The sequence below is a fragment of the Arthrobacter sp. ISL-30 genome (genome assembly GCF_018613855.1).
In the GTDB taxonomy this organism is placed as follows: Bacteria; Actinomycetota; Actinomycetes; order Actinomycetales; family Micrococcaceae; genus Arthrobacter.
In genome coordinates this window covers 71,318-82,838 of the sequence record NZ_JAGGPK010000033.1, presented here as the reverse complement: position 1 = coordinate 82,838, position 11,521 = coordinate 71,318, and the positions used below count along the sequence as shown (strand labels likewise).

12 protein-coding genes and 1 pseudogene are annotated in these 11,521 nt (G+C 61.8%); 10 read left to right on the top strand and 3 right to left on the bottom strand.

Annotated features, from left to right (window positions below):
• The first annotated feature begins 175 nt into the window (after positions 1-175).
• The 4 genes from J7E82_RS14170 (at position 176) to J7E82_RS21245 (ending at position 4,338) form a co-directional block, all read left to right on the top strand.
• Positions 176-379 carry a hypothetical protein gene (locus J7E82_RS14170; protein WP_214863698.1) on the top strand — a complete coding sequence of 68 codons (204 nt, stop codon included), beginning with the start codon at positions 176-178 and terminating at the stop codon, positions 377-379.
• A gap of 64 nt (positions 380-443) precedes the next feature.
• The gene (locus tag J7E82_RS14165; protein ID WP_214863697.1) at positions 444-1,649 is read left to right on the top strand and encodes a NosD domain-containing protein; all 1,206 of its coding nucleotides are present in this window, start codon (positions 444-446) and stop codon (positions 1,647-1,649) included.
• A 95-nt stretch (positions 1,650-1,744) separates the two neighbouring features.
• On the top strand, positions 1,745-4,003 hold the full coding sequence (locus J7E82_RS14160; RefSeq protein ID WP_308113838.1) for a glycosyl hydrolase family 32: 2,259 nt from the start codon (positions 1,745-1,747) through the stop codon (positions 4,001-4,003).
• The gene (locus J7E82_RS21245; RefSeq protein ID WP_308113840.1) at positions 3,886-4,338 is read left to right on the top strand and encodes a GH32 C-terminal domain-containing protein; all 453 of its coding nucleotides are present in this window, start codon (positions 3,886-3,888) and stop codon (positions 4,336-4,338) included. The genes J7E82_RS14160 and J7E82_RS21245 overlap by 118 nt, the downstream gene beginning before the upstream one ends.
• Before the next feature lie 631 nt (positions 4,339-4,969).
• Here J7E82_RS21245 and J7E82_RS14155 read toward each other — a convergent pair.
• Positions 4,970-7,312: a bifunctional SulP family inorganic anion transporter/carbonic anhydrase gene (locus J7E82_RS14155; RefSeq protein WP_214863695.1), complete on the bottom strand. Its 2,343-nt coding sequence runs from the start codon at positions 7,310-7,312 to the stop codon at positions 4,970-4,972.
• Between the two features lie 289 nt (positions 7,313-7,601).
• On the opposite strand from J7E82_RS14155, the pseudogene J7E82_RS20760 reads away from it, so the two are divergent.
• A pseudogene (locus J7E82_RS20760) lies at positions 7,602-8,035 on the top strand (fumarylacetoacetate hydrolase family protein).
• Between the two features lie 21 nt (positions 8,036-8,056).
• On the opposite strand, the gene J7E82_RS20755 reads toward J7E82_RS20760, so the two are convergent.
• Positions 8,057-8,425: an IS110 family transposase gene (locus J7E82_RS20755; RefSeq protein ID WP_308113837.1), complete on the bottom strand. Its 369-nt coding sequence runs from the start codon at positions 8,423-8,425 to the stop codon at positions 8,057-8,059.
• Here J7E82_RS20755 and J7E82_RS20750 point away from each other — a divergent pair.
• From J7E82_RS20750 to J7E82_RS21235, 5 genes are all read left to right on the top strand, one after another.
• Positions 8,387-8,749, top strand: coding sequence for a hypothetical protein (locus tag J7E82_RS20750; RefSeq protein WP_251041889.1), 363 nt, complete (start codon positions 8,387-8,389; stop codon positions 8,747-8,749). The two genes, J7E82_RS20755 and J7E82_RS20750, sit on opposite strands and share 39 nt — an antisense overlap.
• Before the next feature lie 313 nt (positions 8,750-9,062).
• Entirely contained in the window at positions 9,063-9,272 is a 210-nt protein-coding gene (locus J7E82_RS14135; RefSeq protein WP_214863693.1) for a hypothetical protein, read from the top strand.
• Positions 9,273-9,753: 481 nt separating this feature from the next.
• Positions 9,754-10,242 carry a pyridoxamine 5'-phosphate oxidase family protein gene (locus J7E82_RS14125; protein WP_251041888.1) on the top strand — a complete coding sequence of 163 codons (489 nt, stop codon included), beginning with the start codon at positions 9,754-9,756 and terminating at the stop codon, positions 10,240-10,242.
• 86 nt (positions 10,243-10,328) lie between these two features.
• Positions 10,329-10,856 carry an acylglycerol kinase family protein gene (locus tag J7E82_RS21240; RefSeq protein WP_308113835.1) on the top strand — a complete coding sequence of 176 codons (528 nt, stop codon included), beginning with the start codon at positions 10,329-10,331 and terminating at the stop codon, positions 10,854-10,856.
• Positions 10,857-11,074: 218 nt separating this feature from the next.
• Positions 11,075-11,197, top strand: a complete 123-nt coding sequence (locus J7E82_RS21235) for a hypothetical protein (RefSeq protein WP_308113834.1) — start codon at positions 11,075-11,077, stop codon at positions 11,195-11,197.
• Positions 11,198-11,205: 8 nt separating this feature from the next.
• Here the strand turns inward: J7E82_RS21235 and J7E82_RS21230 are convergent, their stop codons facing one another.
• Positions 11,206-11,364: a hypothetical protein gene (locus J7E82_RS21230; RefSeq protein ID WP_308113833.1), complete on the bottom strand. Its 159-nt coding sequence runs from the start codon at positions 11,362-11,364 to the stop codon at positions 11,206-11,208.
• Positions 11,365-11,521 lie beyond the last annotated feature (157 nt).

Genomic DNA, 11,521 nt, shown 5'->3' with positions numbered 1-11,521 from the left:
TGACCCATGTCGGCTATTGACGACCGGAGAGAAGAGGCCCTAACGTAATGCCCGGCCCCAGAAAAACCGTTTTGGCATTTTGGCAGATCGCGCCACTTTGCGCAAACTTCTCCACAAAAGCGCCCTTTTCCGCGGGTCCAGGCCTTCTCACCGAACTCAAACAAAGGAGTTTCACGTGCAAGCCCACCCCTACCAGCCCGACCGCAGAACAGTGCTTCGCGCGGGATCGGCTTCCTTGGCCGCGATAGCCACTGCCCTATGCGCGGCCAGCCATGCTGCCGCAACGAGCACCAACCAAGCCGAGGCCGGGCAAGAGTTTTTACCAGGGCAAGGCTCTCCTGAGCTGGCGGGCCACCGGCACATCATCGGGGTGCTTTAGCCCTGCCTTCGCCCGCTTAAGCCCAACCAGCTACGCATTCCCCCAACGAAGTAGGAGCATCAGCTTGACAACTGTTTATGACGTCACCACCTGGTCCATTCCAGGAAACCCCTCAGCCACCCCCTACAACGACATCGGGCTCGTCATCAACAGCATCATTGCCGATGTGAAGTCCCAACAGACCAGCCAAGCCTCAAAACCAGGTGCCGTCGTCTACATCCCCCCGGGCGACTACTCACTCAAGACCCGAGTTAATGTGGATATCAGCTTCCTGACCATACGCGGCTCCGGGCACGGATTCACGTCCAGCAGCATCCGCTACAACGCCGGCAACACCTCCGGCTGGCATGAAATCAACCCCGGCGGCAGCCGCATCCGCGTAGAAAACACGGACGGAAATACCGATGCATTCCGCGTCTACCGCACCGGAGACCCCCGGCTAAGCTCCATCGTCTTCCAGAACTTCTGCCTCGATGGCGTGTCCTTCAACTCCAACCAAAACTCATACGTGAACGGAAAAACGGGCATCCGGTTTGATTCCGCCAACGACGCCTGCCGCATCGAAGGCATGGGCATGGTCTACCTGGAACACGGCCTCGTTGTGCGAGACACGGACGCCCTGAGCGTGAGCGGCAACTTCCTGGCCGAGTGCGGAAGCTGCATCGAACTCCCGGGCTCGGGGCAGGCCTCAAAGGTCACGGACAACCTCATTGGCGCAGGCTACGTTGGCTTCTCGATCTTCGCCGAAGGACACATGGGCCTGCTCGTGACCGGCAACAACGTCTTTCCCCGCGGCAAGAGCAGCGTGCACTTCAAGAATTGCACCCGTTCAACTATCACCGCCAACCGGTTCCATGCCTTTTACCCGGGCATGGTGAATTTCGAAGGCAGCTGCACCGAAAACTTGCTTGGCGCCAACCACTTCCTCCGGCAAATGGAACCGTTCGATCCCCTCAAGCCCTACACCAACGGACTGGACGACCTCTTTGGGCTGGTTCACATTGCGGGCAGCGCCAATACGGTCACGGGGAACCACTTCTCCTACGACGTACCCTCCGCCTCAGTGAAGCCGCAGGGCCAAAAGCCCACTATCGTCCTGGTCGCCTCGGGCGCGAACAACTACATTGCATCCAACAACACGGTCGCCTCTGTGCCCGTAAACACCGTGGTGCTTGACGCCTCCACAACCGGAACCAAGATCCTGGACAGCGGCACATCGGCCGAGTTTGCTCACTACACGAGTTCATACTCGTTCCGCGCCACCCCTTAGCCAGTCCGCTCCGCTTCCACGCACCTGCCCAGCGCAGGGGCGTGGAGGCGGGAAGAGCAGCTGCTTAAAACGTCATAGAGACAGAGGACAAATCGATGATGATTAGTCGTTCAAAGACAGGGTGGGCAATAATAACGACGGCGGCGCTACTGGCTGCCTCGGCCCTCACCATGGCGCCCGTCCCGGCCCAGGCCACCGAACCGGACCCGGCCACACAGCAATACCGGCCATATCTGCACTACACGCCACAAAAGAACTGGATGAACGACCCCAACGGACTCGTTTACCACAACGGCGTCTACCACATGTATTACCAGTACAACCCCAACGGAACGACCTGGGGGAACATGAGTTGGGGGCATGCCACGTCAACTGACCTGCTCCATTGGCAGGAAAAGCCTCTGGCAATTGCCCAAACGTTCAATGGGACCGGACAGTCTGTCGAGGACATCTTCTCCGGCTCGGTTGTTGTGGACACGCAAAATACCAGCCGTTTCGGGACGCTTCAGAATCCTCCCCTGGTTGCCGTGTACACGAGCCACTTCACGAGCGCCCATCCCACGCTGGCCGGGAAGCAGGCCCAGTCCCTTGCTTACAGCACGGACGACGGGCAAACCTGGACCAAGTACCAGGGCAACCCGGTGCTGAACAGGAACACGAGTGATTTCCGTGATCCAAAGGTGTTTTGGTACCAGGGCCCTGCAGGGTCCTATTGGGTGATGTCCGCCGTGGAAGCCAACGAACACCGGGTCCTCTTCTACAAGAGCAATGACCTCAAGAACTGGAATTATCTGGATGACTTCAAGCCCGCCAATGCAACGGGCGGGCAGTGGGAATGCCCGGACTTGTTTCCCCTCGCCGTGGACGGGGACCCTAACAACATCAAATGGGTGCTCGTGGTGAACATCAATCCGGGAGCGGTGGCTGGGGGAAGCGGCGGACAGTACTTTGTCGGCTCCTTCAACGGCACAACATTCACTTCCGAAACCACCGACCCTGCCGATGTGCCACCACCCGGTACCGTGGTGGCCGGTTTCAACGGCGGCAGCTACAGCGGCTGGAACGTGCAGAACGATCCCTCCAACCCATCCGGGCCCTGGGGCAGTTCCCCTGCCACCGGCACCCTGGCGGCACAGCAGGAAGTCACCGGGTTCATCGGGGCTGGCCTGGTGAACGGGTTCCATGGCGGCGACTCCCCCGTGGGCAGCATGGAGTCGGCGCCTTTCACTGTGGGCAGGGACTACGTCAATTTCCTGGCCGGAGGCGGAAACCACCCGCAGAAGCCCGGGGAGCAATCAGGCAACCAGGCCCCTCCGGGTTACCTGCTGTTCGACGGGTTCGACTATCCCGGGACCCTCACCAACGCCGGTTGGCAGCTCACCGGGGACTTCGAGGCTGCCCGGAACCCTTCAACTGGGGGCGGTGAATTTGCCATCGGAAAGCGGATCAACACCTTCGAAGGTGGTTCAAAGGCAGACGACAACGTCGGAACCATCACATCACCAGAGTTCTATCTCACCAATACCAACATCGGGTTCCTATTGGGCGGCGGCAACCGGGCCGACGGGAAGCTCCAAGTGGAACTGCTGGTGGGTGGCGTGCCGGTGCACACCACCACCACCGGGACGAATTCGGGTGACCTGAACTGGAAAAACTGGGATGTGTCACAGTACTGCGGTCAGATTGCCCGCATTCGAATCGTAGACAACGCCACGGGGCCGTGGGGCCACCTCACCTTGGACAACATGGTGCTGGGTTCGGAGCCGGCTAAACCCAGGAGCAGTGAAACAACCGTGAACCTCGTGGTTAACGGACAGACGGTCCGCACGGCGACTGGCTCCGATTCCGAACACTTGGACTGGAAGACCTGGGATGTGAGCGAGTTCAAGGGCAGCCAGGCCACCGTCAGGATCGTGGACAACAACCGCGGCGGCTGGGGGCACATTCAGGCCGACGAGTTCGTCGCATCCGACATCACGCGGCAGGAACAGCACGACTGGCTGGACTGGGGCCGGGACTACTACGCCACTGTCTCCTTCAACAACGCCCCGGACGGCAAACGGATCATGCTGGGCTGGATGAACAACTGGGATTATGGACAGGCCACACCCACCACCACCTGGCGCGGCACCATGGCCCTGCCCCGGGAAGTGCTCCTCACCCAAACCCCGCAGGGGCCACGGCTCACACAGAAAGTGGTCGCTCAGGCTGAAACGCTGAAGAACACGGCCGCGGCATACGCCACAACCCAGGCCCAGGACATCCAGCCGGGGACAAGCAATCTGCCCATCTCTGGGAAGTCGTTCAAATTGATGCCGAATTCTCCCCCGGAACCGCGTCCTCCTTCGGCCTGAAGGTACTGGGCAACGGAACTGAAGCAACATGTATCGGCTACAGAACTGAAAGCGGACGTGTCTTCATCGACAGGACAAACTCCGGTAATGAGGGCTTTCATCCGGCTTTTGCTTCGGTCGACGATGTCCCCGTGCAGCTCATCAACGGCAAGCTGCGCCTCCGGCTCTATGTGGACAGGGCGTCCGTCGAAGTTTTTGCCCAAAACGGCCTCGCAACTCTAACCGACCAAGTGTTTCCAGCGGCAGGAGCAGACGACCTGTCCGTCTTTTCGGAAGGCGGAACTGCAAGGCTCGAAAATCTCACGGTAACGCCCCTGAACAAGGCCATGTGGTGACCCGAAATCACTGACGGTCATCAGCGACCGTTACTAAGGGACAGATCCCCCGTACTCACAAACGAAACGGGGGATCTGTCCCTGCCCGCGCTGAACCTGTTCTCTTCAGAAGATTTGCCGAGTCCAGCCTGACAAAGTCCCGCCATCAGGCACGCCTTAGGCGACAGGTGCCGGTACGGGGTTTGGCGAGTGCAGCCGAATTCGGTGCAGAATTCGCCGATCCTGGCTCGGGACTACCCATGAAGGCCAGCGCCACTCGAAGCTTTCGCAGGGAACGCGTAGGGCGACCGCGGGCGGCACGAACCGCGGCGAGGCCGATGTAGTGCATACGCATATGAGTTCCTGGTCGGACTCGGCGAAACTCCGAAGACGAGCTTCCCCTGCATGCTAGCCTCACCCAGGGGCAGTGCCCCACATCTCCAGTTGTATGGTCGAAGTACACCCCAAATTTGACGTCAGGCGGGTAGCCGAAGGGCTGTCGGATCGGCTCCATGCTGCTCACACACCTCCCCAGACAGAGAGTTTCGAAAAGCTGCTCGTACGCTAACTGGCGGCTGCCGGGGAGGAGCGTCCCAAGACACCACGGACCCGCCGTCCCGCTCCCCAGCACGGCGGGTCCGTGGTATAGGGCTTAGGTTGCTTGCGGCACCATTCCACTCGCGTCCAACTGCTCGATACCCTCTGGGGTAACCAGCACCACACGGGCCGTGGTGATGTCGAAGAACAGGCCGGTGGCCTGCACACGGCCCTCTGCCAGGGCCGGTCCGATGACCACGTGGTCTTCCAGCTTGCTCAGCTGAACTGCTACGTTCACCATGCCCAGCTGGTCCACCAGGCTGTAGCCGGCCGCTTCAGCTGCCCGCGCCACAGGATGCTCCGCGAGCAGTGCGCGGTAGCTTGGCCGGGCGTGATCGAGCCAGGCATCGAATCCATCGCCCAGCGCGGGATTTCCCTTACCTTCGGCATCGGCAATCACGGCCTTCATGGCGCCGCAGTTGGAATGCCCGCAGATCACTATTGAATCCACCGAGAGGCCCTTGACCGCGAAGGACAGCGCCGAATCAATGGAGGCATCCTGACCTTCGCCGCAGACCACGTTGCCGATATTGCGCAGCGTCAGCAGGTCGCCGGGTCCACTGCTGGTGATGAGGTTCGGGTTAACGCGGGAGTCCACGCAGGCGACGAACAGGGTGTCAGGGTTCTGCCCGTCGGTCAGGTCGTGCACCAGGGGGCGGACCTTGTCCGCGAAGCGGCGGTGATATTTGTCGATGCCTAGCAGGATGGACCGCAGCGGAAGCCGCTCGACGTCGTCGTCCGCTACGGACTGAATGCCGCCGGAAGATGGGCTCTCCACATCAGAAACCCTGGTGGATTGCCACGCCGCCCTAGGCGGCAGCGGGAACTCCCGCGGCTCCTGGCGCTGCGGTGTCCGGTAGGCAGCGTCGCGGAAGACGGTGTTGCCGTGTTCCTCCAGCAGGACGGTGCCGCGCGAAGCGCGGTACTGGTCCTGCCACGCCAGCAGCGCCTCGCGGAAGGCATGGTCCAGGTAGTCGGCGTTGAGTTCCACCACAACATTCCTGCCCTCGGGCACGGAGTGCAGGACGCGGTTCAGCCGCGGCAAGGCAAAGAAGCTGCATGAACCGGCGATGGTAACGCGCCACGGAGCCGAGGGCGTGGAGGGTTCGTGCGCTTGGATCTGGGTTCGGAGCACCCGCCAGAGCACGCAGGCCGCGGCAAGCGCCAGACCGATGATGACGCCTTCCAGCAGGTTGAGGAAGACGACGCAGCCGAGCGTCACCACGTAGACGAGGAAGTCGCCCGTGCGGTGGCTCATTTTGATGTCAGCGATCTTGATGAGTTTCGCGCCGATCACCACGAGGAGCCCGGCCAGCACGGACAGCGGGATGAGCTGGATCAGGCCGGCGAACAGCGCCGAGAACACCAGTACCCAGACACCGTGCAGGACGGCGGAGGTGCGGCTCGCCGCCCCGGCCTCGACGTTGGTAGCGCTGCGGACGATGACCCCGGTGACGGGCAGGCCGCCGAGCATGCCCGAGACCATGTTGGCTGAACCTTGACCGACGAGCTCGCGGTCAAGGTTGGTGCGCGGGCCATTATGCATCTTGTCCACGGCGACCGCCGACAGCAGAGACTCGATGCTGGCGATCAGGGCCACGGAGATGACCGCCAAGGCGGCGGCGCGCCAGCTGCCGTCGGGCAGGTTGGGCAGCGAAATGGCGTCGAACAGGGAACCGCTGAAGGAGATACGCTCAACTCCGGGCGCCATGGCCACTGAGAGCGCAGTTCCGATAACGACGGCGGCCAGCGGACCGGGAATCCGGCGGACAGGCCGCGGGACGTACTTCCAGCCGAGAAGGATGGCCACGACCGTCAACCCGAGCAGGGCCGCGTGGAGTTCGACATTGGTGATGGCGGCCGGCAGCGCGGCAAGGTTGGCCAGGGCAGAGTCGGCCGACTTGGATCCCAGCAGCACCTGGAGCTGCTGCAGCACAATCGTGATGCCAATGCCTGCCAGCATCGCCTTGACCACCACGGGAGAGACGGCGAGGGCGGCACGTCCCACACGGCTGACTCCCAGCAGCAACTGCACGACGCCGGCAGCGGCCGTGATCGCGCACGTCACCGGCCAGCCGAACTCCTCAACAAGTCCGGCGACGACGACGGTAAGGCCCGCGGCGGGACCGCTCACCTGCAGAGGTGCCCCGCCAAGGCATCCCGCGACAATACCTCCCACGGCCGCGGCGATGAGGCCGGCCATGACCGGCGCGCCGGAGGCCGCTGCGATTCCCAGGGACAGCGGCAACGCGACGAGGAAGACAACAAGGGAGGCGGGCAGGTCGACGCCAAGAGTCCCAAGGAAAGATAATCGGCCTAGCTTGGATCCGGCTTCTGGAAGCTTTTCAGTTCTCTGGACATGTTCGTGCTTGCTGGCGGTATCTATCGTCTGCGGCATGGTCATCCTTCGTTCGGGGATGCTTCCACGCTACAAAGTCAGTCACACTAAATGACAAGCAAACGTGACTGACATGACAATGTAGTCGTACCCGCGGCGTAATAACGACTCCAACGGGATCCTTTTCGCCTTCCCATGCGTTGGGCACCGAACTCAAGCACGAAGCTCCGCTGGCGCAGATCGCCAAAGGCTTCGCGATTTCCAAGGCGATCCTGAATCTCTCACCCTGGACGAGCCTTTCGACCACCTCTTTGGCATCACCATCTTCAACGATTTCAGTGCCCGTGATGTGCAGGCCCTTGAGATGCCGATTGGCATGGGCTCGCAAAAGAGCAAGGACTTCGCCTACGGCATCGGTCCATGGGTGGCCACCATGGACGAAATCGGTTCCATCGAAGGGCTCAAAGGCCAGGTCCGTATCAACGGTGAGGTGCTGTCCGACACGAAGGTCGAGGACTTTGTGTTACCCCGGCCGAGCTGCTCGCACGTGTCGATCGCCGACCGCCTGCAGCTGGAGACATCATTGGATCCGGCACCATGGGCTTCGGCGCCGGCGTCGAGATCGGACGGTTCCTGCAGCCCGGCGATATCCTCGAACTCGAGCTCGAAGGCGTGGGCACACTGCGCACACCTGTATCCGTGGAACGTGAAAAGCATCATGGTGGCCGGAGGCGCGCCAGTACCCTCATGAAAAGTGGGAATCATGACGACGAGACCGTTTGAACCGCTGGCGGCGCAGACGATTCAGCCGTACCGCGCGGTGTTGGGACAGCGCATGATTTCCTTGGTGCTTTTGCCTTCCTGCCGCCGTCTGGCCACATAGGCCCTGGTCCGGCTGTCCCACCTCATTCGCACGAGCACCACATGGCGAATGGACTTGTTCGCCTGCCTATCCCCGGCACGGCTGAGCCTGTGACGGGACGTCTTGCCTGATGAAGCGGGAATCGGGGAAACGCCAACCAGTGCAGCGAACTTCGCTTCGGAGGTGACCCGTTCGGGATTGTCACCCGCCGTGACCAGCAGCCAGCTGGCAACGTCGGTCCCCACGCCCTGAAGATCACGCAGCATCGGCGCGTGGACAGCGAGGATGGCGTCGAGTTCGGCATCGATCACTGCCAGCTCCTGCTCCAGGTTCCGGCAGCGGACCGCCAATCGTTTCAGCACCATCGCGGTGCAGGCCAGCGGCTCGACCGGTTCCCCGGCGGCCGTGTCTTCTCCAGCGCAGGGATCAACGCCGGGCGCCTCATCCCCCGGTATCGGACGCGAATGCTCTCGGGTGCGGTCACTAGGAGCGCCTTGATCTGGGTCATCACCGAGACCCGGGCCCGCATGGCGGTGGCACGCTGCGCGCGCAACACCCGCACGGACTCCACCGCCCCGTCCCGTGACTTCGGGGTCGCCACGGCGCGGCCGGCCAGCACCGACTCGGCAGCCTGATAAGCATCAAGCGGATCAGACGTCGCTTTCGGCCGACATTGCCCACGATTGGGGCGATACAAAAGTTCTGGGCCCTTAGCTGGCGGTAGAGGCTTCGGTGATTGATGCGAGGAGATCACGGACAGCGGCTGCACCCTCTTGCACACGGGGCTAAAGGCCCTTAAAAGGCCCCCAGCCTGGGGGAAAACGTGTGCCCGAGGTGGGACTCGAACCAGATTCCAGCCCTTGTAAAGGCTGGGAACTCTTGAAAGCAAAGGCAGTCCGAGCCAGTCCGGCCGATGTACGGCTCAGTCCGCCGCCCAAGGTGTGGACATTGTCCACACCGTTTTTTTGCCCATTTTCCTGCGCCATCGCACGCACCGTCGCTCACTGCCTCGGCGAGGACACAAAGGCCATCGGCGTCCTCTTCGCCGTCTACACCTCAACCCACTGGGAACCAGGGCAGACAAGGCCGGACGCAGCGACCATCGCCGCTCTCACCGGCGTTCTTGCGGAACGGCCTGACCAGCCCCAGCCGCCGTGAGATCGTGAACAGGTTAGCGCCGTCTTGAAGCAGCCAGGATGTGTAACTGTCCCTCAGATCATGAATTCGGGGATTCTCGTAAGGACTTGGCCCGTGCCGTGCGCACAGTCGGCACCCAATAATGGCCCTCAGTACAGCCTGTGAATGATGCGCCCACCTTTAGGCGTCGTAATTCATACTTCGCCACTACGGTGGCTCCCGCGCGAAGTATGCCGCCGCTTTTTTAGAAACACAGCCTTGGCACGTTGCTCCTGGTCCTCTCGCTCGAGTTCCTTGAGCCAGGCCCGCTCCGTGAGCGTCCATCCGCCTTCAGGCTCCCCAGGCTGGTGCTTCAAAGAAGCTGGATAATCCTTGCCCTCTGGATCGCAGGTGGCAGTCCAGCGTATGCACACCGGTGGATCGGTCCGGAAGTATCCGTCTTGCAGATTCTGATCGGGGGCTGTGGAAGCGGATCTTCCTTGGCTGGCTAGGCGGGGGGAGAATGAATTGCGCCGCATTGTTCGGCGTGCAGGTCAAGGACAGGCCGTGGGACAGAACGGGAGACGAGATGGATGCTGACCAGGAGAACCCGATGGTCATTCTGGACGCGGCGGAGTCGTGGGATCTGCTGGCAGCATCCGAACTTGGCCGTTTGGCGGTCAGCGTCGGTGACCAGCCCGAAATCTTCCCCATCAATTATCTGGCGCATGACGGAGTGATTCTCTTTAGGACGGCCCAAGGCAGCAAACTTGTTAGCCTGACAATCAATCGTCATGTGGCGCTGGAAACCGACGGCTTCACCGCTGACGCGGCCTGGAGCGTCATCGTCAAAGGAACCGCGCGTTCACTGCAACGGGAAATCGACATCGAAGTCGCGAAGAAGCTGCCGCTGCACTCCTGGATCCCGACGATCAAGTACATCTATGTTGAGATCACCCCGGAGGAGGTCAGCGGACGCAGGTTTGCCCGCGGGCCGGAACCTTGGCGGTGAAGAGTCCTGACTGATTCTCCCCCTCCGGAGCGGTTGATCGGATCGTCCTGATATTCGATCCCGCCAGCAGCAGCGATGCGGGCGGCTTGGCCGGACAGTTGTGCGAGGAGTTGGGCAGCCGGCTGCCGGCGATGCCCGTTAGCCTGCGGCGGACTGGCTTCGCCGGGCATGGCAGGGCATTGGCGTGCGAAAGATCGTCTTCGGGGCGACCCTTGATCGTCTCTGTCAGTGGCGACGGCGGGTACAACGAGGTGATAAACGGCGTTGTGGACGCCGGGGGCAACGCCGTTTGCGCGGTTTTGACCGGGGGCAACGCCAACGACCACTGGCGCAGCACCCGCCGGATGCCGTTGATCGAGGCCATCGTCGCAGGCGAGGTCCGCCGGTTCGATCTTCTGCGGCTGCAGGTCGCCGAAGGGCCTGAGGCCTGGTCGCGGTACGCCCACTCGTACATCGGATTCGGGCTCACACCCGCCATCGCCATCGGCATAGAAGGAGGCACCAAGGGCGTGCTCTCTGAACTCGTATCCGTCGTCCTGCCTTTTCAGGCCTCACACCCTTTGAGATCGCGCGTGAGGACGGTGCCCCCGCCAAGTTCGACAGCGTTTTGTTAGCCAACATCCCGTATATGGCCAAATATGGCAAGGTCAGTGAAACAGGGGAACCGAACGATGGAAAGTTCGAGGTCATCATGCTGCCCCATGCCCGCAATTGGCGCATCGCCTTAATGACTCTTCGGGCAGTCACTATCGGGCTTTGAGCCCAACAAAGGGTCAGCCGATACGAATTCATCACCCTCGATCCAATTCCACTCCAGATCGACGGTGAAATCATGCAAATCGACGCCCACAAGTCCGTCCTGGTCGAAGCCCAGCACCAAGGGCTGGCATGCTCGGGTAGGCCACCGCCAGCACCGTTCGGTAACGACATCCGCATCACCTTCATCGTCCTGTGAAGCAGCGGTCAGCCACGTTTGTGAAGCATCCGTACCTTGCGGGCGTTGGAGCGGAGTTGAACGATCCTTGCAGCGCCGGCAACAGCTACGACTATTCCCCCTGCGACGCTGGCGATGAACAGGGCCATTCCCAGGGAGAGCGTGCCCTCGAGGCCCAGGAACATCACCTGGCAGGTTCCTGGTTCTGCAGGATGAAGATGATCAGCAGCACGAGCAGGATAAGGGCCGTGACCACGGCCACCCAGACCACCGCGGATCGAGTTGGCTTTGGCCTTGCCTCAGAGGGAGCGGGAGGGGCCGCCCCGGGGCTCGATCCCTTCCGGG

Bases quoted from the DNA above. Each gene is read 5' to 3' on its own strand.
- J7E82_RS14160 (WP_308113838.1), top strand. From the start codon at position 1,745: ATGATGATTAGTCGTTCAAAGACAGGGTGGGCAATAATAACGACGGCG.
- J7E82_RS14155 (WP_214863695.1), bottom strand. From the start codon at position 7,312: ATGCCGCAGACGATAGATACCGCCAGCAAGCACGAACATGTCCAGAGA.
- J7E82_RS14125 (WP_251041888.1), top strand. From the start codon at position 9,754: ATGAATTGCGCCGCATTGTTCGGCGTGCAGGTCAAGGACAGGCCGTGG.
- J7E82_RS21235 (WP_308113834.1), top strand. From the start codon at position 11,075: ATGCAAATCGACGCCCACAAGTCCGTCCTGGTCGAAGCCCAGCACCAA.